This is a genomic window from Chryseobacterium metallicongregator (genome assembly GCF_031324065.1).
Taxonomy (GTDB): Bacteria; Bacteroidota; Bacteroidia; order Flavobacteriales; family Weeksellaceae; genus Chryseobacterium; species Chryseobacterium metallicongregator.
Window position 1 is genome coordinate 232,782 of the sequence record NZ_JAVIXS010000004.1, and the last position, 20,549, is coordinate 253,330.

Genomic DNA, 20,549 nt, shown 5'->3' on the forward strand with positions numbered 1-20,549 from the left:
CTATATTTATGAAGAATATTTCATCGGTATTATTAATTTCTGCCTTGGCGTTCAATCAATCTTGTACTACAATGAAACAGACCGATATTCAACAGGAGCTACCTGCACCTGATCCCTCTTTATCTTCAAATCCTTTTATGAAGAAGAGCAAGCTTCAGTACGAAGCTCCGGAGTTTGACAAAATCAAAAACGAACACTTCAAACCTGCTTTTAACTATGGTTTAAAGCAACATGAAGCTGAAATTATAAAAATTGCCAACAATCCGGCTGCCCCTACTTTTGAAAATACTATCGTTGCATTGGAAAAAAGTGGTGAAGTACTGAGAAGAGCACAAATTGTATTTTCAAACCTTACCAGTGCGAATACAAACCCTACTTTACAGGCTTTGGATGAAGAATATGCACCTATCTTTGCTGCACATTCCGATAAACTGTACCTGAATGAAAATCTTTATAAAAGAATACAATCCATCAAAGAAGACGGTCTTGATTCTGAAAGCAAAAGACTGGTACAGTATTATAAGCAGAATTTTGAAATCGCAGGAGCAAATCTTTCTGCAGCTGATAAAGAAAAATTAAAGCAGCTCAATCAGGAACTGGCTTCTCTTTCTACCCAATATGCAAACAAGTTACTGGAAGCAAGAAAGCAGGGAGGTGTATTTTTCTCTGATGCAAAAGAACTTGACGGACTTTCAGCAGATGAAATTGCTGCAGCTGCAGCTGACGCCAAAACTGCTGGACAACCAGGGAAATATCTTCTGGCTTTACAAAATACTACACAACAGCCTCTTCTTCAGAATTTAAAAAACAGAGCCACGAGAGAAAAGCTTTTCAAAGCTTCTTGGACCAGAGCTGAAAAAGGAGATGCCAATGATACAAGATCTACCATCGAACAGCTTGCTAAACTAAGATTAAAGAAAGCACAGATTTTAGGTAAGAAAAACTTTGCGGAATGGAAACTTCAGGATCAGATGGCAAAAACCCCTGAAGCGGCTACTAAACTTATGAATCAAATTGCTACTCCTGCAGTAGAAACGGCAAGACGTGAAGCAAAAGATATTCAGGATCTTATTGATCAGCAAAAAGGAGGTTTCAAAGTAGAACCTTGGGACTGGAATTTCTATGCTGAACAGGTAAGAAAAGCTAAGTTCGACCTTGATGAAAGTGAAATAAAACCGTATTTTGAAATCACAACCGTTCTTGAAAAAGGAGTTTTCTTCGCTGCTGAAAAATTCTATGGACTGACTTTCAAAAAGAGAACAGATCTTCCGGTTTATCATCCGGATGTTGTAACATATGAAGTTTTCGATCACGATGGAAAATCTATCGCCATCTACTATCTGGATTTCTATACAAGAGATTCTAAAAACGGTGGAGCATGGATGAGTAATTTTGTAGAACAGTCTTACTTATTAGGAACAAAACCTGTAATCGTGAACTGCTATAATTATCAGAAACCGGCTCCGGGGAAACCTTCATTAATCAGTTATGATGATGTTTCAACTATCTTCCATGAATTTGGTCACTCTATTCACGGAATGTTTGCCAGCCAGAAATATCCTTCACTTTCAGGAACGAATGTACCGAGAGACTTCGTAGAATTCCCATCTCAGATCAATGAGCACTGGGCTTTAGATCCGGTTGTTCTGAAAAATTACGCTGTACATTATGAAACAAAACAGCCTATTCCACAGGCTTTAGTAGATAAGATCAAAAAAGCATCTACTTTCAATCAAGGCTACATGACTACAGAATTGGTTTCTGCTGCTGAACTGGATATGGATTGGCATACAGTAAGCAATGACAGCCAGTTTATTCCTGTTCTGGATTTTGAAAAACAATCTTTAGCCAGCCATGGATTCAATTTGGCAACGGTTCCGCCAAGATATCACACTCCTTATTTTGCCCACATCTGGGGAGGCGGATATTCTGCAGGATACTATGCTTATTTATGGTCTGAAACATTGGATAACGATGCATGGGAATGGATCAGTAAGAATGGTGGTTTAACCAGAGAAAATGGTGACCGTTTCAGAAAATATATTCTTTCTGTAGGAAATTCTGTAGATCTGAATCAGGCATTCAGAGACTTCACAGGACACGATCCGGATATCAAACCTTTATTAAGAAACAGAGGTTTTATTAAATAAATCAACGAGAAGCATTCTTTAAGGGTGCTTCTTTTTATTTATATTCATTTCGATTGATATTCATTATTTTTGCAGTTCAACATTTAAAATACAATATATGGACTGTCCATGCTGTTCAGGAAAATCCTACGAAGAATGCTGCAAGCCTTATCATACCGGAGAAAAACATGCTCCAACGGCTGAAGCTCTGATGCGCTCAAGATTTTCTGCTTTTGCCATTCCGAATGGTGAATATCTGATGGAGACGACTCTTCCGGGAAAAAGAAAATACCATAATAAGAAAGATCTTCAGGAATGGGGAGAAATCAACCAGTGGACAAAACTGGAAATCATCCGTACTCCGGCTTTAAATCATGTAGAATTTAAGGCTTATTATACGGATCAGGACGGTCATCCGCAAGTTCATCATGAATTTTCTGTTTTTCAGAAAATGCACGAACGTTGGTATTATGTTTCCGGGGAGTTTTTGGATTAGGAAAAAGATTGAGTAAATACAATGTTGAGTGATGCTTTGCGTATAAAACCACCTCTTTAAAAATTCTTTGAATTTTTGACCCTTCTCCGAAAGACGGGAATGCCAAGCATTCAATAACTATTGTACCTTATAAATAAAAATAAGCCACAGAATTACCTATGGCTTATTTTTTATCTTTTATCTAAAAAACATCCGAAAAAATCGGACATTTTTTATTTTTTAGTGAGCTTCGTTTCCGTCAATTCCGTGAGCGTGGCCATGTGCCAACTCTTCTTCTGTTGCAGGACGAGTGTTTAAAACTTCCACCTGGAAATCTAAAACTTTTCCCGCCATTGGGTGGTTAAGATCTGCTACTACAACTTCCGGAGTAATTTCTACTACAAAAGCCTGGAAGTTATTCCCTTGATTGTCTGATAAAGGTAGAATAGCTCCTACAGGTGGAAGTCCTGATTCTTTGAACATTTCCACTGGTAATTGTGCAATAGCATCCGGTTGTCTCTCACCGTAAGCTTCTTCAGGCTGAATTGTAAAGGCAGCTGTATCTCCAGCTTTCAAACCAAGGATATTTTGTTCAAATTTAGGAATCATCATTCCTACACCATACAAAAATGTAAGCGGATTTTCTGTTGTTGTTTCTTCTACAAGAATCTTACTTCCATCTGGTTCGATAGTATGAAGTATATACTTTACAGCTACAACGTGATTGTTTTCGATTGTCATATTTTTTCTTTTTTTCGTGATTTTGTTTCACGATTAATAATACAAATATACTATTTTTGAAATGATTCAATGAGCTTGGAAGCCAGGAGATAGAAGAAGGAAGCTATGAAAGGCATAAAGAAAAACAGATCTTCTTTTTACCGCCTTTATTTTCTTCTACCTTCCTCTCTTTTTTTCTGTCTCAGGACAAAGAGATACAGACTTTCAACTTTTGTTCTTGCCCAAGGTGTTTTTCTTAAAAACTTCAAGGAAGAGCTTATACTTGGGTTATCTGTAAAACATTTTATATTGATCTGTTCGCCCAGCCTTTCAAAACCTTGATAGTATTCTACCAGTTCTTCAAGGATAGCATCCAGTCTTTTTCCGTGTAAAGGATCTTTGGACTGTTGTTCCATCTTTTTTTTTACAAAATTAATTTATTATAAGTTTATACGGAAATCTACACCTCTTCTTCCCTTTTTGTTTCTTATTTTTGAAGAAGCTATTTTTCACCCATAAAAATGATCTGTTACAAAAAATATGAGCAAAAATAACGAAGCGAACAGGAAAAAAAACAAAAAGAAAATTGATCAGAAAAAACGTAAAATCCAAAGTGCAGAAGCAGAAAGGAAAGCAAGGTTAAAACAAATCCGGGAAGATTTCAAAGCAAGAGAAGCTGATAACGAACAATAAAAAGCTTTCTTTACTCAATCTATCCGGATTTAAGAGCCGTCAGATTTAAAATGACCAATTATAGTTGATTATAAACAATATTGTCTGAAATTTTTATCTGAATTAAGGGAAACCTTATTTTTTAAAATTAAGTATTCTCTATATTTACATTGTAATATTTGCAAAATAATTCTCTGCATATACTCTTTTTTAATTCTCAAACTTAAATTATGAAAATCCTCCACACTGCCGACTGGCATTTGGGTAAACGCCTCGACCGCTTTTCAAGACTGGAAGAACAGGTTTTGGTTATGAATGAAATTGTTCAGATTGCCGATGAACAAAACGTTGATTTAGTTCTCATTGCCGGAGATTTATTCGATAATTTCAATCCAAGTGTAGAGGCTGCTGAACTTTTTTATAAAACATTAAAACGTTTATCATTAAATGGTAAACGCCCTGTGATTGCTATTTCCGGTAATCATGATTCTTCGAGCTTAATTGATGCTCCTGATCCTTTGGCAAGGGAATGCGGAATTATTTTAATAGGTCATCCTAAAGCTGAAATCACACCTTTCGGTACAGATTATTTCAACATTATAAATTCAAAAGAGGGTTTTATAGAACTTAAAATTGATGGGATCAACTTTCCTGTAAGAATTCTTCATACTCCTTTCGCAAATGAAATCCGATTAAAGGAATATTTTGGTGAAAATAAAGAAGAAGAAATCAACAAAGTGCTTTCGCAGACCTGGAAAAGCCTTGCTGATCAGTTTTGTGATGATTCCGGAGTAAATCTTCTGACGGCTCATTTGTATATGAATAAAAGAGGTGCAGAAATTCTGGAAGAACCAGAAGCAGAAAAACCTATTAAAATCGGAAATGCAGATCTTATTTTTTCGGATAGTATTCCTGAGCAGATCCAGTATACGGCATTGGGCCATCTTCATGGTTTTCAGAATATCGGAACGAAGGAAAAACCTGTTATTTATTCTTCTTCTCCTCTGTGCTACAGTTTCAGTGAAGCGGGACAGACAAAGTATGTTTCCATTATTGATGCAGAGCCGGGAAAACCTGTTTCTTACGAGAAGAAAACACTTACAAAAGGAAGAGCTTTAGTCAGAAAAACATTTACCTCCATTGATGATACAGTCAGCTGGTTGGGTGAAAATCCATATACATTTATAGAACTTACGCTGGAAAGTGAGACTTTTTTAACAGCCGATGAAAGAAGATTAATCTATCAGTCGCACAACGGAATTGTTCATCTTATTCCCAAAGTAAAAAACCTGGAATTATCAGAAGATCAAAACCATGAAATCAATTTAAGTCAGGATATTGATATTTTATTTAAAGATTATTTTAAATCTAAAAACGGCGGACAGGAAGCCAATGAAGAACTGATGAATTTGTTTAACGAAATTTTAAATGCATAAGCCATGATCCCTGTTCAATTAACAATCGAAGGACTTTACTCGTACCAGGAGCGCCAGACTATAGATTTCAGAAATCTTACCGAAGCCGGACTGTTTGGTATTTTCGGGGCAGTAGGTTCTGGAAAATCATCAGTTCTTGAGGCTATTTCATTTGCTTTATATGGAGAAACGGAGCGTCTGAACATGCGTGATAAAAGGGCTTACAACATGATGAATTTAAAATCAAACAGCTCTTATATAGAGTTTGATTTTATAAATTATGAGAATAAATTGTTCCGTGCTACCCGTGATTTTAAGCGAAATTCCAAAAAATTCGAAGAGGTAAAACCTAATGCTGTTACTTTTTATGAGAACATCAATGGAAAATGGATTCCTTTAGATCACTCGAATGCAGAGGCTATTATTGGGTTGAGCTATTCCAACTTCAAAAGAACTATCATTATTCCGCAGGGACAGTTCAAAGAATTCCTTGAATTGGGTGCTGCAGAAAGAACGAATATGATGAAGGAGATTTTTAATCTTCAGAAATTTGATCTTCAGAACAATGTTTCTGCACTCAATGTCAAAAACAGATCTGAACTGGATCAGCTGGAAGGACAATTAAAAGGTTTTGAAGAAATTAATGAGGAAAAAATCCAGATTCAAAAAGAGCAACTTGCAGAGGAACAGAAACTGCTTTCTGAATCAAATGAAAAGCTGGAAAAGATTTCCCAGACTTATCAGCAGTTGAAAAACTTAAAAAGTGACTTTGACAGTTTACAACAGAATAAAGAAAAATTCAATAAACTCTCAGAAGAAAAGTCTCCAATGGACGCTCAGGAAGCACAGGCAGAATTATACGACCTTGTTTTCAGACTTTTCAACCCATTGATTATTGAGAAAAATAAGCTTTCAAAAGAGATTTCAGACAAGCGAAATGAGAAAGAGCAGCAGATCAAAAACCAACAGGAAACTGAAAAAGCTTTCAATATCATAAAGGAACAGCTTACTGCTCTTGAACCACAGTTTAAGGCATTGGAGCAATCCAGAATTCAAGAAAATGATTTGAATCTCATCATTCAGATCCTGACGTTTTCTGAGGAGATCAAAATTCTGAATGAAAGAACTCAAAAAGGGTCTGAAAAAGTAAAAGAAGTAGATGTTCATAAAGAGAAAATTCAAAAGACCATTGATGAACTTTCTTCCCAGATTAAAACCTTAAAGGAACAAAAAATTGACTCTGCCCTGCTTTCTGAAGTGGGCAACTGGTTTATTCAAAACAAGAATTTGAAAAAATCACTTCAGGAACAAACTGAAAAGATCGGAAAACATCAAAAACAAATCGAAGAAATTGCAGAAGAATTAAAACCTTTTGCTTACAACGAAAATTATAAAGAAGATTGCAGAATCAGAAAAGAAACCTTAGAGACTCAAAAAAAGGAACTTTCCCGGAAGCTGGATCACTTTAAAATACAAAAAGAACTTTCCCGTTTTGCCAGTGAACTTCATGACGGTGAAAACTGCCCTCTTTGCGGATCTATGGAACATCCGCACATTGTTGAATTTCATGACGTGAATGCTGAGTTGAAGGAAATTCAGGAGAAAATAACTTCTGTGGAACAGGAAGCTATTACTCTTCAAAAGCAGGAAGCTGAAATTGACAAAATTCTGGACCGAAAAAAAATCTTTGAGGAACAGCTTCTTTCGGAACAAAAAATAGTTCTTCAGATTCGGGAAAATATTGAAAAACATATCCTGAACTTCACATGGAAACTATTCTCTCCTGATCATGAAGAAGAGTTTGAGAAAAAACGTTCAGATTCATTCACTTTAGAAAAAAAGATTGAGGAAACTGAACGGAATATCGCTTTGGAAAGAGAAAATCTTGACAAGGAAACCAAAACTCTGGAAAAATACAAGAGTGCTTTGGAAGCTTTCCGTTTAGAGGAAGTTTCAAAACAGGAACAGATCAATATCAGCCGTTCCGGTCTTAAAATCCTGGACTGGAATCTGTATGTCCAAAAGGAAAAATCTGAGATTGAAGAATCTTATCAAAAGTTGGTACAATCCAACAAGGAAACTGAGGAAAATTACCATAAGGCATTAGAACAGGAAAAAATTCTTTCTCCTAAACTGGCAGAGCAAAAAGCCATTGTCAGCCAGTCTGAAAAACAGATTGCAGAATTTGAAAAGGAAATTTCAAACAATGAAGCAGCTATTGTCAAAGCTTTGACAGATCAAAACTTCACAGAATTCAAAGAGGTTGAGCATATTTTACTTCAGGAAATTGATGTTCAGCTGGTGAGAGCTAAAGTTCAGCATTTCAAAGTTGAATTTGAAGCTTTAAAGAAATTCATTGGAGAGCTTGAAATAAAGCTGAAGGGACTTTCATTCGATAATGAACAGTTTTCTCTGAATGAAAAGCAATTTAATGAAGCACAAACCGAACAAAAGCAGATCAATGATTCTGTAGTCACAAAAACTGCAGAAATAGAACGTCTGGAAAAGGAATTTGTGAAAAAAGAAACTCTTTTAAAAGAACTGGCAAAGCTTCAGAAACGTTCCGAAAATCTGAAGATCATGATGAACCTGTTTAAAGGCGCAGGCTTTGTACAATATGTTTCATCTATTTATCTGAGACAGCTTTGTGATCATGCCAATGTACGTTTTCATCGCATGACGAGAAATCAACTGAGCCTTCAGCTTAATGAAAATAACGATTTTGAAATCATCGATTACCTCAACGAAGGAAAAAGCAGAAGTGTAAAAACACTTTCCGGAGGACAAGCGTTTCAGGTATCTTTAAGTCTGGCTCTGGCTCTGGCAGAAAGTGTTCAGGCCAATGCACAGGCAGATAAGAATTTCTTCTTTATTGATGAAGGTTTCGGAACACAGGATACTGAATCTGTGAATATCGTATTTGAAACGCTCACCAATCTGATGAAAGAAAACAGAATTGTGGGAATTATTTCGCACGTGGAAGAACTGAAAGAGAAAATTCCTACAGCCCTCAATATCATTAAGGATGAAGAGAGAGGAAGCTTGATTGAGATTGTTTAATAATGTATTTAAAATTACAAAAGCCACAAAAGATATGTTCTTTTGTGGCTTTTACACCTCATACACTTATTATAGCCCTTTTATAACAGGCTTTACTTCTTTTCCGAATAATTCGATGGATTTCATCATCACATCATGAGCAGGATCTCCTACATCCATGTGTCCGATAAATCTTGTAATTCCGAAAATTTCTTTCATGTAAGCAATTTTATCTGCTACTTCTGCCGGGCTTCCGATAAATAATGCTCCGTCTTTACTTCTTCCACCCTCATACTGTGCTTTTGTGTAAGGCGCCCATCCTCTGGAAGCCCCTATTCTGTCCATCTGAGATTTATAATTATGGAAATATCCATCCACCACTTTCTGATCATCACTCACAAAAGTATGGGAATGAACAGCGATCTGCATTTTCGAAACATCATGTCCTGCTTTTTGGTATTCCTGTTTATAAAATTCGATCAGATTTCTAAACTGAATTGGCATTCCTCCAATAATAGCGACCACTAAAGGCATTCCCAGCTGTGCTGCGCTCAAAACAGACTGAGGAGTTCCTCCTACAGCTCTCCAGATTGAAAGTTTTCCGTCATTTTTTGCTCGTGGATAGACGGTTTGGTTTTGCATTGGAGCACGAAGTTTCCCTGACCAGCTTACGTTTTCCTCAGCATTGATTTTCAGTAATAATTCTAATTTTTCGTCAAATAACTGTTCATAGTCATTCAATGAATAGCCATACAAAGGAAATGACTCAATGAAACTTCCACGTCCCACAAATATCTCTGCTCTTCCGTCTGAAATTAAATCCAGCGTTGAAAAATCTTCATATACTTTTACCGGTTCTGAAGAACTCAAAACAGTAACGCCACTGGCCAGTTTTATATTTTTGGTAATACTTGCTGCCGCTGCCAATACTATCTCCGGAGAGGAAACAGCATAATCCGGACGGTGATGTTCTCCCATTGCAAACACATCAAGCCCTACCTCATCCATGAGTTTTACCTGATCTAATATTTCACGAATCTTAATCCCTGCATCTCTATATTTTCCGGTAGATTGGTCTAAAGCCAAATCTCCGAACATTCCTATTCCTAATTCCATATTGTTGATTTTAGTAATACAAAATTACGGCTATGAAAAATCAAAAACATTGATGTTTGTTAAGATCGAAGACCGAGCGAAATAAATGATACCTTTTGTTGGAAGACGCAAAAGGATCTTTATCTTCATACTGTTGTAAGGCGCAAGAAAATCAAAGATTTTCAGCAAAGATTTGTGCATATAGTATTAGAGCTTTACAATTTTATCACAGATACAATCCTTGCGTCTTACAACATAAAGTATTCAATAATTTTGCGCCTTTGCGTTTTACAAAAAGGCTAGCAAAAACAAAAATCCAGCCTAAAACCAGGCTGGATTGTATAATTATTTCTTCAGATACAAATCAAAATAATCGGTAATTTTCTGCATCAGGTGAACTCTGTCTTTCCCGATCACATTATGCGGATGTCCCGGATACGTAAAGTAATCTAACTGAACTCCATTATCAACAGCTGACTTGATGAATTTTATAGAATGCTGCCATACTACTACATCATCCTGTGCTCCATGAATCATCAGTAATTTACCTTTCAGGTTTTGTACTTTATCCAAAAGATTAGCTGCAGCATACCCTTGTGGATTTTCCTGTGGAGTATCCATATATCTTTCTCCATACATGATTTCGTACATGCTCCAGTCGATTACAGGTCCGCCTGCTACTCCTACTTTGAATACATCCGGTTTACGAAGCATGAAGCTTGTTGTCATAAATCCTCCAAAGCTCCATCCATGGATTCCCATTTTATCTCCATCTACATAAGGAAGAGATTTTAAGTAATCTACTCCTTTCATCTGGTCATTCATTTCTGTAGTTCCCAGGTTTCTGAATACTGCCTGCTCAAACTTCATTCCTCGGTTAGAAGAACCTCTTCCGTCCATGGTGAAAATAATGTATCCATTCTGAGCCATGTATTCATACCAAAGGTTTCCTGAAGCCGGGAAGCTGTTTGTGATCAACTGTAAGTGTGGCCCGTTGTACAGATACACAATGGTTGGGTATTTTTTATTCGGATCAAAGTTGGTTGGAAGGATGATTTTTCCATACAAAGGAGTTCCGTCATCTGCTTTTAAAGTTACATTTTTAATCTCCGGTCTCTGATAATTCTTTAATGGATTCTCAGAAGTAAGGATATTGGTAGTTTTTAAGTTCGCGGTATTGATAATGTTGGCAACTCTTGGTGAATTGGCACTACTATAAGTGTCATACAGATAATTTCCATCGCTGCTCAAAGTTCCGATATGCATTCCTTCTGCATTATCAAGCTTTTGCATTTTGAAGTTGGTCCAGTTGATTCTGTATAAATGTCTTTCCAAAGGAGTCTCTTTTGTTGATGTAAAATAGATTTCCTTTTTCTTTTCATTGAATCCTAAAATATCAGTTACCAGCCAGTCACCTTTTGTGATTTGAGATACCAGTCCTTTTTCAAGGCTGTAGTGGAACAGATGGTTGTATCCTGTTCTCTGGCTCTGCCAAATGAAGTCTGTATTAGAGTTCGGGAAGAAAGTAAGCGGATGCTGTGGCTCAACATATTTACTGTCTGTTTCCTCAAATAAAGTTTTCACCAATTCTCCTGTCGCAGCATCATATTGATTCATTTTCATATGATTCTGACCTCTGTTCAGTACACCTACAAAGATGTATTTTGAATCCGGACTCCAGGTTACAGCTGTTAGATATTGGTCTTTTTCGCCTTCCACTTTTAAGAAAGTAGTAGCTTGAGTTTTAATATTAAACACCCCTAATGTCACCTGGTGAGAAGTCTGACCAGCCATTGGATATTTGATATTATGATTTACAGCCGGAGTTACAGACCAATCGATGATCGGGTAATCTGCAACCATGCTCTGATCCATTTTATAGAAAGCTACACTCTCAGAGTTTGGAGCCGGGAAAATTCCGGTATCAATTCCAAATTCATTTCTGTGAACGGCTTGTCCGCTAATGATATTTTCATTCGTTTCGTTGGTAACCGCAATGGTTTTCCCGTTTCTGTTGACAAATAAATTATTCTTTGTTGTGAAAGCAAAAGTCTGACCGTCACCAAACATTTTCACGTTTGCAGCATCCTGATCAATGGTAGCTGTATTTTTCACTTTCCAGTCGTTTCCTGATTTTTCAATCCACGACATTTTACCACCTGTCGTAAAATACCCATTGGAATTCCCTGTAAATTTAATAGGTGGAACAGCTTTAAACTTATCATTAGAAAGGTTTCTGTTCAGTTGACTCAACGAGATCAGAGTATCCTGTTTGTTGGTCTTCAATTCTGTAATCAGATAACCGCCTTTCACTGCCTGGATATAAGATTTTCCGTCTGCAGCCCATGAAAACTGGGAGATATTTTTTACAGCAAGGTTGGTTCTCATCCCATTTACAGCCTCCGCCATGGTAAACTTCTGGGTCTGGGCAAATGCTGAACTGCCTAAAACCAGCATCAATAAAGAAAATTTATGTAATTTCATTGTATAAAATTGAATCCTCCAAAAATAAGAAATAAAAACCATTCGTTAAGAAATGTTAAATTAAAACATTCATAAAATGGAATTCATGCATTCAAAGGAATTATTTCTTAACTTAATAGTAGAATTTTTAAAAGGAATTAGGATAGGTGAATTGTGAACAGTCAATCCACAGTGCTTGTCAATTTGATTTTAGAATAGATTCACCATTCAATTGCAGAGCAAAATTAACGATTGATTTTAAATAGGTCAATGGTCAATCCGCTGCGCTTGTCAATTTTTAATTATTGGAAAGCGATAACTATTCACTAGCGGAACAAAATTGACAATTAATGTTAAAAACTCATTTCTTATCCTATATCAATGACTTGTATAGGTACGCTGTCCTAAATTTGCATCATTAATAACAAACAAAAAATACAAAATACAATGGCAACAAAATGGATTTTAGACCCTACGCATAGTGAAATTACTTTCAAAGTAAAACACATGATGATTTCTAATGTAAAAGGAAGCTTCAGAACTTTCACCGCTGAAATTGAATCTGAAGACGAATTCTTTGCAAATGCAAAAACTACAGCTACTATCCAAACGGATTCTGTATTCACAAACAATACAGACAGAGATAACCACTTAAAGTCTGCAGAGTTCTTCAATGCTGAAGTACACCCTACCATCACTTTTGAATCTCAGGCATTAAACAACTCTATTGTTGGAAACCTTACCATCAATGGTATTACAAAACCTGTAAATCTTGATGTAGACTTTGGAGGAATCAATGTAGACCCATGGGGAAATACAAAAGCAGGTTTCTCTTTTGAAGGAAAAATCAGCAGAAAAGATTTCGGTTTAAACTGGAATGCAGCTCTTGAAGCAGGAGGTGTAATGGTAAGTGATGATGTAAAAGTAGCTGGTGAATTACAGTTTGTAAAACAGGCATAGTAAATTAATATATATGATAAAAGGTTCAGGGATTTTTCTAAAAGCCTTGAACCTTTTATTTTTTTATAATCTTCAATATTTATGAACCTCAACGATCTTCAAAATATAAGCAACGGTTTTAAAAACACACAGAGAATGCCTGTTTTATTTCTTGGACATGGTTCACCAATGAATGCCATTGAAGAGAATCAATTTGTACAGGGTTTCCGGAAAGCAGCCACAGAAATTCCAAAACCTAATGCAATTCTTTGTATTTCTGCCCACTGGTATACAGACGGAACTTTTGTAACCGCCATGGATATGCCGAAAACCATCCACGATTTTTATGGTTTTCCAAAAGCACTTTTTGATGTGCAGTATCCTGCTCCCGGAAGTCCGGAACTGGCGAGAGAAACTACTGAATTACTTCTTCCTGTAGATGTGGAAGAAGACCACAGCTGGGGACTGGATCATGGTGCATGGTCAGTTATCAAACATATGTATCCTGATGCGGATATTCCTGTGATACAGCTGAGTATTGACCATACAAAACCTCCACAGTATCATTATGATCTTGCCAAAAGACTGAACAAACTCCGTGAAAAAGGTATTCTTATTATCGGAAGTGGAAATATTGTTCATAACCTCCGTCTCATCGACTGGAAAAATATAAATACGGTAGGAGCTGGCTGGGACTGGGCAGTAGAAGCCAGAGAGAAAACCAACAACTGGCTTCTTGATGGTAATTTTCAGAATATCATTGATTATCAGAAACAGGGAACTTTCTTACAGTATGCTGTTCCTACGCCTGATCATTATCTTCCACTACTTTACTCTTTAGGGCTTAAAGATAAGTCCGAAGAGCTTAGTTTATTCAATGACGAGCTTATTGGTGGATCATTGAGTATGACAAGTGTAAGGATAGGATAATCTAATCTATATTACAATAAAAAAAGGAAATACCTCAGCTGAGATATTTCCTTTTCTTTTTTATGGAATTATTATTTATTGTACCGCTTTCAGAACATTGATATTTCCGTAACCGTAGCTTGAATTCACATTGGGATAGTAGGTAGCAGCCTGTCTCATTTTATTAAGCACCTGATCTCTCGTCCATGATGGATTTTTAGCCCAAACCAAAGCTGCAATTCCTGCTGTAGCTGCTGTAGCCACTGAAGAACCACCTACATAATCTGCCTGACCATTATAATAGCTCAATACAGGAACGGTATTTCCTGAAGGTCTTTCCATCTGGAAGGTAAAGTCGATTTGGCTTCCTGAATGGCACACATCACATTTCTGATTGGAAGTATTTTCTTTTACTCCTGTTATCGCCTGAGTTTCTGACATTGATGCAGGGAAAATGACTCCGACAAAACTAGTGAAACTGGTTGAAGTACCTCCTGCACAAAAGATCAGTTTTCCTTTAGAATAAGCATATTTGACACCGTCTTCAATTTTTCCGACGGAGAAGATATGCCCCATTGACATAGAGATGATTTTTACACTGGTATTGTTACCCAATTCTGTGAAAGCTGTTTTTACAGCAGTTTGTTCACTGGAAGTTTCAAGAACAACATTTTCTGCTGCTCTGTAGGCAATAAGATTAGCATTATAAGCTACTCCTACAGGTAATCCTGCATTATTTCTCGGTGCTGCCATTACAGAGGCCATTTTTGTTCCGTGTCCACACTGGTCTCCGGATCCATCTGAATTATATACTCCATATTTACTGATCGTTCTTCCTGAAGAAGCTCCATTATTAAAACTTCCTCCCAACAAAGTCTGTTCAGGAGAAACACCTGTATCAATAAGTCCTATGGTAACACCTGCACCTGTGCTGTAGCTCCATGCATCAGGAATATTATGCTTAGCAAAAGCCCAAGGTATTTTTGCACTTGGCGTCGTTGAAGTATAATCTGCTGTACTTAATACAGATGATGAAAATCCGCATCCTGACGAACCACTTCCTGAAGATTTTGCAGCTGCATTATATTGAGCTTCAAATTCAAAATAATGATAATCTGCCGGTTCTACATATCGGATGTTTTTCATTTGTCGAAGAGCGGAAACAGTTTCCTCGTTTTCAATTACAACGTCCATCTGATTAAGATACTGATCTGAAAGAAGAAGGAAATTTCGCTCCTCTTTTCCTTCATATTTTTTGATCACAGAAAGAACTTCTTTTTCCATATCACTGCTGTTTGGAGATTTACTTCTGTCAAAATCATCTTTAGAAGCTCCAAAACCAATAGATACCATTTTATTTCCACGGAAAATAGCACTCCATACAAAATGATCGGATTCATTCTTCCAATTAAAAGTACCGTCCGTTTTAATTGCCTGGTTGATCCTTTCGTTGATCTGTTTGGCCGTCAACGGATCTTTCTGAGCCATTTCTGTTTTTACATTTTCGTTCTGAAGTTCTTCTCTGGAACAAGAGTTTAGAGCAAAAAATATTGCCAATAGGAATACAGTTTTTTTCATATGTTATAATTTTGGTTGGATCTACAATATAACACTTTAACGGGAATTAAGAACTGAAAAAAAATGAATTTAGCATTACACGAATATTAAATTACAATACTTTCCCGTAGCAGACACTTTGCTCTATTCCAACGTATTGTCCATAATTCGGTATTTTGTAAAAACCACTTTTTTCGTACACAGAGATTGCACTTTTAAGGTCTTGAGAAGTTTCCAATACTGCTTTTTTAAAATTCAATTCTGCTGCCCAGTTTTCGAGTTCTTTTACAATCGCTGAGCCCAATCCTTTTTTTCTGAATTCCGGATGGGTAAACATTCTTTTTATTTCTACGGTATCTTCTGAAAATGGTTTGAATGCTCCGCAGGCTGCAGGAATATCATCTATATAAGCAACGACGCAGTTTTTGATCGTATCTATTATATTGAACTGAGCAAAGAAGTCATCATTTTCACCATTATGTTCAGCTAAAGTAGCATCAAGGGATTTTACTAGATTTTGAAAATCTGTGTTGGCGGAATCGGTTCTGACGATATACATTTTGTTTGATTAAAAGATTAAAAAATTTAATAATTAAAAGATTTGTGAAAACAAAAAAAAGCTCCCTTTCGGAAGCCTTTGTTTTATTTTATATTAGTTGACAATAAACTTTCTCTCATTGATCAGCTCTGCAATAGCCAGCATATCTTTACCGATCAGTCTGTCGTCTTCCAGTTTGGCAACTTTGGAACGAAGAATCGTAAAGTTTTCTTCAATTACTTTAGAGCATTTCGCTGGTCTTCTGAACTCAAGTCCCTGAGCTGCAAACATCAGCTCAACAGACAGAATATTCACAAGATTTCCAAGAACCTGATTGAATTTTCTACCTGAAATACTTCCCATAGAAACATGATCCTCCTGACCTAAACTTGTAGGAATAGAGTCTGCTGATGCAGGGAAACATAATGTTTTATTCTCTGTAACCAAAGCTGCAGAAGTGTACTGAGGGATCATAAACCCGGAATTTAATCCTGAGCTTTCCGTTAATAATCTTGGAAGTCCATATTTTCCTTCTAATAATAAATAGCTTCTTCTGTCTGAAATATTCCCTAGTTCTGCAGCTGCTAATGTAGCATAATCTAAAGGCAATGCCATCAGCTGTCCGTGGAAGTTTCCACCTGAAATAGATTCTTCAGCACTAAGTACAATCGGGTTGTCTGTTACGGAGTTCAATTCTGTTTCTGCCATTCCCTTAAGATGCTCAAAAGCATTTCTGCTGGCTCCGTGAACCTGTGGTACACATCTCATGGAATAAGGATCCTGAACTCTTTCACAATCTTCATGAGCTTTCATATTTTCTGATCCCTTTAAGAACTTAAGCATTCTTGCAGCAACTTTTTTACTGCCTTCAAAAGGTCTGATCTCATGAAGCTCTTTTTTGAAAGGGCTTGCTGAACCTCTGTACGCTTCTAGACTCATAGCAGCTGTCATATCAGCAAGGTCTAGTAAGTACTCAAACTTCTCCAGCCCTTTGATTGCATGAGCAAGGATAAACTGTGTACCGTTGATCAATCCCAATCCTTCTTTTGGACCTAAAGCTAATGGTTCAAGGTCATGTTTTTTCAAAACCTCCATCGTATCAGAAACCTGATCTCCTTCCCAAACTTGTCCTAAACCCAATAAAGGCAGTACAAGATGTGCTAATGGAGCAAGGTCTCCTGAAGCTCCTACAGATCCTTGTTCAGGAACTACCGGAATGATATCTTTCTCAAGCATCAGAATCATTCTTTCAATAACTTCCAGGGAAACACCTGAAAATCCTTTCGAAAGAGCATGCACTTTGGCAATCATCATGATCTTGGAAAGCTCTTTATCAATAGGCTTTCCTACTCCCACTGCGTGAGAAATGATTAGATTATATTGTAACTGAGCGGTTTCGTCCGCTGAAATTTTAGTATCACACAATGGTCCGAATCCTGTATTGATTCCATATACGCATCTGTCTGACTCTACTATTTTCTGTACGTTTTTCTGAGATTTTAAAATTTGTTCTTTTGCAGCTTTGTTTAGCTTGGCTTTATTAGGTTTTTTACATATTTCCAGAACATCATGGAAAGTAAAAACATCTACTCCGTATATCATTTCTAAAAAATTTCCTTAAAATTACGCATTTAACAATAATTGGAAAAGCTAAATTTCAATCTTCTATATTTTTATAAAACAAGCGAAATAATTTACTATTTTTAGCCCCGAAAATTAAAAACAATAATACATGAGACTGAAAACTCTACTACTTGCTGTATGTGTAGCAAGCACAACTGCTTTCGCGCAGAAAGTAAAATACTCTAAAGAGGACATCAAAAAAATGGAAACTTACCTTTTTAATGAAGGTTTTAATACTCCATCTCCCAAGAAAACATCTACCATTATCTTAAAAGACGGAACTACCTACAAAGGTTTCTGTAATAAGATTGAAACCAAAAAAGGACAGATCTACGAAGTTGCAATTAAGGACAGTATCACCAAAAAGAACGCCACTTTCAATGCTGATCAGATCAATGAGATGTATGTGTACCCAAGCAATGCTGAGAAGTTTGCAAAAGTGGCAAAATACATGGGGAATATAAGAAACTTCGGAACTAAGAAATTGACGAAAAACACCAATAATGATAGAATTTATTTTGTCAACCAGACTGTTTCTCTAAAGAACAAAAAAGATGATAAGGAATTCCTGATGCAGGTTATCAATCCTGGTTTTGATGATATTATTTCAGTATATCACGATCCCAGAGCTAAAGAAACTACAGGGTTTTCTGTAATGGGCTCTCCACAGCTTGGGGGCGGGGTTATCAAATCTTATTATGTAAAAAAGGGCAACAAGGTAATGTGGCTGCATAAAGATGATTTTGAAGACAATTATGATTTTCTATTTGGAGACAATCAGGATTTCATGAAAAAATATCCTAAAAACTCTGTAGAATGGGATTACTTCAGTTTTCTTGTAAGTGAATATACTGCAATGGCAAACGGATAAAATACTTTGAACCATAAAATAAAACCTGTAGAGCCATCTGCAGGTTTTTCTTTTTTAAATAGGGAAAGTTTCCTTAATTTTGTTATATGAATCCTTCTTTAGAACTACAGCTCAAAACCTTACCATCCGAACCCGGTGTTTATCGTTATTACGATAAAAATGAACAGCTTTTGTATGTTGGGAAAGCTAAAAATCTTAAAAAGAGGGTTCTCTCTTATTTCAACAAAAACCTTTCCGGATACAGGATCAAAATAATGGTCAGCAAAATCCAACGGCTGGAAACGACGATTGTAAACAGTGAATATGATGCCCTATTATTGGAAAATAACCTGATTAAAGAGCATCAGCCGTTTTATAATGTCATGCTGAAGGATGATAAAACTTATCCATGGATCTGCATCAAAAATGAAGATTTTCCAAGAATTTTTCTGACAAGAAATGTCATAAAAGATGGATCAGAATATTATGGACCTTATGCAAAAGTACGCCCTGCAAAGATATTGCTGGATACTATAAAACATATTTATAAGCTTAGAACCTGTAACCTGAATCTTTCTCCATCCAAAATTGCGGATGGAAAATATAAGGTCTGCCTGGAATACCACATCAAAAACTGTGAAGGGCCATGTGAAGATCTTGAAAGTAAGGAAGATTATGACGAAAAAATAGATGCCATCCGTGGAATTATCAAAGGGGATTTCCGGAAAGCAAAAGATTATCTGGTGAATCAGATGATGAAACTTGCTTCCAACCTGAAGTTTGAAGAGGCTCAGATCATTAAGGAAAGACTGGATATTCTTGAAGATTATCAGGCTAAAAACACGGTTGTTAATCCGAATATTGATGATGTGGATGTTTTCGGAATGACAAGTGATGAAACCGCAGCATATGTCAATTTCTTTAAGATAAGAAACGGAAATATTATCCAGAGTTTTACCACAGAAATCAAAAAGATTCTTGAAGAAACGGATGAGGATATTATGGAAGAAGCATTAATAGAAATCCGGCAGAAATTTTCTTCAGATTCTAAAGAAGTTCTCTTACCCTTCCATTTGTCTGTAGAAATTCCCAATGTAAAGCTGATTGTTCCTAAAGTAGGAGACAAAAAAAGAATTGTGGAGCTTTCTGAAAAGAATGCTAAAGAATACCGTCTGGAAAAGCTGAAGCAGGTTCAGATTGTAGATCCTGAAAGGCATACCAACAGAATCATGGCTGAAATGCAAAAACTTCTGAGAATGCCGGTAGAGCCAAGGCATATTGAAGGTTTTGATAACTCAAATATTCAAGGAACCAATCCTGTGTCTGCATGTGTTGTTTTTAAAGATGGAAAACCAAGTAAAGCAGATTACAGAATTTTCCATCCTAAAACGGTAGAAGGGCCAAATGATTTTGCAACCATGGAAGAAGTAATCTACCGCCGTTACAAAAGAATGCTTGACGAAGGAGAAAGTCTTCCTCAGCTAATTCTGATTGATGGTGGGAAAGGACAACTTTCTTCTGCTGTAAAAAGCCTGAGGTTATTAGGTCTTTATGGAAAAATTACGATTGTAGGGATCGCCAAGAGGCTGGAAGAAATATTCTTCCCGGAGGATCCTATTCCTTTATATCTGGATAAAAAATCTGAAACATTGAAAATCCTTCAGCGTGTACGTGATGAGGCCCACCGATTTGGGGTAAAACATCACAGAACGAGAAGGAAAAATTCTACTATAAAATCTGAGCTGGAAGAAATTCCTGGCGTAGGAGAAAAAACTATTGAATTACTCCTGTCTAAACTGAAGTCTGTAAAACGCATCAAAGAAGCTAATCTGGAAACCCTGGAAGAAATTCTAGGTAAGAGTAAGGCTAAGGTAATTTGGGAATTTTTTAATGCTAGTTAATAATCTGACATAGCGCAATAGTTAAGTTCTTACCAATAAAAGGTTGTTTATTGATAAATTTCATTAGAATTTACCATTTTATCAAAATGGGACAAAAACCAAAAATCCTTTTAATACAAAACAAACACAACAACAAAATACACGAATAAATAAATATTTTATTAAAAAATATTATTATATGTATTTTTTTCATAAATTAGAGTTGTCAACTAATAACAATAATA

The 20,549-nt window shown here is 36.4% G+C and carries 16 protein-coding genes; 9 read left to right on the forward strand and 7 right to left on the reverse strand.

Annotation, left to right across the window (positions count from 1 at the left end):
* Positions 1-8 precede the first annotated feature (8 nt).
* Both REB14_RS07665 and REB14_RS07670 read left to right on the forward strand, forming a co-directional pair.
* Positions 9-2,150, forward strand: a complete 2,142-nt coding sequence (locus REB14_RS07665; RefSeq protein WP_079240407.1) for a M3 family metallopeptidase — start codon at positions 9-11, stop codon at positions 2,148-2,150.
* A gap of 97 nt (positions 2,151-2,247) precedes the next feature.
* Positions 2,248-2,625 carry a YchJ family protein gene (locus tag REB14_RS07670; protein WP_062675623.1) on the forward strand — a complete coding sequence of 126 codons (378 nt, stop codon included), beginning with the start codon at positions 2,248-2,250 and terminating at the stop codon, positions 2,623-2,625.
* 219 nt (positions 2,626-2,844) lie between these two features.
* Here the strand turns inward: REB14_RS07670 and REB14_RS07675 are convergent, their stop codons facing one another.
* Both REB14_RS07675 and REB14_RS07680 read right to left on the reverse strand, forming a co-directional pair.
* The gene (locus REB14_RS07675) at positions 2,845-3,345 is read right to left on the reverse strand and encodes an FKBP-type peptidyl-prolyl cis-trans isomerase (RefSeq protein ID WP_079240406.1); all 501 of its coding nucleotides are present in this window, start codon (positions 3,343-3,345) and stop codon (positions 2,845-2,847) included.
* Between the two features lie 146 nt (positions 3,346-3,491).
* A complete protein-coding gene (locus REB14_RS07680) occupies positions 3,492-3,740 on the reverse strand; it encodes a VF530 family protein (protein ID WP_079240405.1) in 249 nt (82 codons plus the stop codon).
* 124 nt (positions 3,741-3,864) lie between these two features.
* Here REB14_RS07680 and REB14_RS07685 point away from each other — a divergent pair, with 124 nt between their 5' ends.
* The 3 genes from REB14_RS07685 to REB14_RS07695 all read left to right on the forward strand — a co-directional run bounded on the left by REB14_RS07685 (position 3,865) and on the right by REB14_RS07695 (position 8,471).
* Complete coding sequence (locus REB14_RS07685) at positions 3,865-4,017, forward strand: hypothetical protein (protein WP_309521896.1); 153 nt, start codon at positions 3,865-3,867, stop codon at positions 4,015-4,017.
* A 209-nt stretch (positions 4,018-4,226) separates the two neighbouring features.
* Positions 4,227-5,432: a metallophosphoesterase family protein gene (locus REB14_RS07690; protein WP_309521897.1), complete on the forward strand. Its 1,206-nt coding sequence runs from the start codon at positions 4,227-4,229 to the stop codon at positions 5,430-5,432.
* A gap of 3 nt (positions 5,433-5,435) precedes the next feature.
* The gene (locus REB14_RS07695) at positions 5,436-8,471 is read left to right on the forward strand and encodes an SbcC/MukB-like Walker B domain-containing protein (protein ID WP_309521898.1); all 3,036 of its coding nucleotides are present in this window, start codon (positions 5,436-5,438) and stop codon (positions 8,469-8,471) included.
* Between the two features lie 69 nt (positions 8,472-8,540).
* Here the strand turns inward: REB14_RS07695 and REB14_RS07700 are convergent, their stop codons facing one another.
* Complete coding sequence (locus tag REB14_RS07700) at positions 8,541-9,566, reverse strand: LLM class flavin-dependent oxidoreductase (protein ID WP_309521899.1); 1,026 nt, start codon at positions 9,564-9,566, stop codon at positions 8,541-8,543.
* Between the two features lie 324 nt (positions 9,567-9,890).
* The gene (locus tag REB14_RS07705; protein ID WP_309521900.1) at positions 9,891-12,029 is read right to left on the reverse strand and encodes a S9 family peptidase; all 2,139 of its coding nucleotides are present in this window, start codon (positions 12,027-12,029) and stop codon (positions 9,891-9,893) included.
* A 426-nt stretch (positions 12,030-12,455) separates the two neighbouring features.
* On the opposite strand from REB14_RS07705, the gene REB14_RS07710 reads away from it, so the two are divergent.
* Both REB14_RS07710 and ygiD read left to right on the forward strand, forming a co-directional pair.
* Positions 12,456-12,968 carry a YceI family protein gene (locus REB14_RS07710; protein WP_062675631.1) on the forward strand — a complete coding sequence of 171 codons (513 nt, stop codon included), beginning with the start codon at positions 12,456-12,458 and terminating at the stop codon, positions 12,966-12,968.
* Between the two features lie 81 nt (positions 12,969-13,049).
* Positions 13,050-13,877: a 4,5-DOPA-extradiol-dioxygenase gene (ygiD, locus tag REB14_RS07715; protein ID WP_309521901.1), complete on the forward strand. Its 828-nt coding sequence runs from the start codon at positions 13,050-13,052 to the stop codon at positions 13,875-13,877.
* Positions 13,878-13,952: 75 nt separating this feature from the next.
* Here ygiD and REB14_RS07720 read toward each other — a convergent pair whose 3' ends face one another.
* From REB14_RS07720 to hutH, 3 genes are all read right to left on the reverse strand, one after another.
* Entirely contained in the window at positions 13,953-15,434 is a 1,482-nt protein-coding gene (locus REB14_RS07720; RefSeq protein WP_309521902.1) for a S8 family peptidase, read from the reverse strand.
* Positions 15,435-15,525: 91 nt separating this feature from the next.
* A complete protein-coding gene (locus REB14_RS07725) occupies positions 15,526-15,972 on the reverse strand; it encodes a GNAT family N-acetyltransferase (protein WP_079240397.1) in 447 nt (148 codons plus the stop codon).
* 93 nt (positions 15,973-16,065) lie between these two features.
* The gene (gene hutH / locus REB14_RS07730) at positions 16,066-17,553 is read right to left on the reverse strand and encodes a histidine ammonia-lyase (protein ID WP_079240396.1); all 1,488 of its coding nucleotides are present in this window, start codon (positions 17,551-17,553) and stop codon (positions 16,066-16,068) included.
* A 130-nt stretch (positions 17,554-17,683) separates the two neighbouring features.
* Here hutH and REB14_RS07735 point away from each other — a divergent pair, with 130 nt between their 5' ends.
* Both REB14_RS07735 and uvrC read left to right on the forward strand, forming a co-directional pair.
* Positions 17,684-18,445 (forward strand): hypothetical protein, encoded by a 762-nt coding sequence (locus tag REB14_RS07735; RefSeq protein ID WP_099049828.1) that lies wholly within the window; start codon positions 17,684-17,686, stop codon positions 18,443-18,445.
* An 86-nt stretch (positions 18,446-18,531) separates the two neighbouring features.
* The gene (uvrC, locus tag REB14_RS07740; RefSeq protein WP_309521903.1) at positions 18,532-20,325 is read left to right on the forward strand and encodes an excinuclease ABC subunit UvrC; all 1,794 of its coding nucleotides are present in this window, start codon (positions 18,532-18,534) and stop codon (positions 20,323-20,325) included.
* The last annotated feature ends 224 nt before the right edge of the window (positions 20,326-20,549 follow it).

Coding starts and splice junctions, on each gene's coding strand:
- REB14_RS07670 (WP_062675623.1), top strand. CDS start 2,248: ATGGACTGTCCATGCTGTTCAGGAAAATCCTACGAAGAATGCTGCAAG.
- REB14_RS07675 (WP_079240406.1), bottom strand. CDS start 3,345: ATGACAATCGAAAACAATCACGTTGTAGCTGTAAAGTATATACTTCAT.
- REB14_RS07710 (WP_062675631.1), top strand. CDS start 12,456: ATGGCAACAAAATGGATTTTAGACCCTACGCATAGTGAAATTACTTTC.
- REB14_RS07680 (WP_079240405.1), bottom strand. CDS start 3,740: ATGGAACAACAGTCCAAAGATCCTTTACACGGAAAAAGACTGGATGCT.
- REB14_RS07700 (WP_309521899.1), bottom strand. CDS start 9,566: ATGGAATTAGGAATAGGAATGTTCGGAGATTTGGCTTTAGACCAATCT.
- REB14_RS07685 (WP_309521896.1), top strand. CDS start 3,865: ATGAGCAAAAATAACGAAGCGAACAGGAAAAAAAACAAAAAGAAAATT.
- uvrC (WP_309521903.1), top strand. CDS start 18,532: ATGAATCCTTCTTTAGAACTACAGCTCAAAACCTTACCATCCGAACCC.
- hutH (WP_079240396.1), bottom strand. CDS start 17,553: ATGATATACGGAGTAGATGTTTTTACTTTCCATGATGTTCTGGAAATA.
- REB14_RS07690 (WP_309521897.1), top strand. CDS start 4,227: ATGAAAATCCTCCACACTGCCGACTGGCATTTGGGTAAACGCCTCGAC.
- REB14_RS07735 (WP_099049828.1), top strand. CDS start 17,684: ATGAGACTGAAAACTCTACTACTTGCTGTATGTGTAGCAAGCACAACT.
- REB14_RS07665 (WP_079240407.1), top strand. CDS start 9: ATGAAGAATATTTCATCGGTATTATTAATTTCTGCCTTGGCGTTCAAT.
- REB14_RS07725 (WP_079240397.1), bottom strand. CDS start 15,972: ATGTATATCGTCAGAACCGATTCCGCCAACACAGATTTTCAAAATCTA.
- REB14_RS07695 (WP_309521898.1), top strand. CDS start 5,436: ATGATCCCTGTTCAATTAACAATCGAAGGACTTTACTCGTACCAGGAG.
- REB14_RS07720 (WP_309521902.1), bottom strand. CDS start 15,434: ATGAAAAAAACTGTATTCCTATTGGCAATATTTTTTGCTCTAAACTCT.
- REB14_RS07705 (WP_309521900.1), bottom strand. CDS start 12,029: ATGAAATTACATAAATTTTCTTTATTGATGCTGGTTTTAGGCAGTTCA.
- ygiD (WP_309521901.1), top strand. CDS start 13,050: ATGAACCTCAACGATCTTCAAAATATAAGCAACGGTTTTAAAAACACA.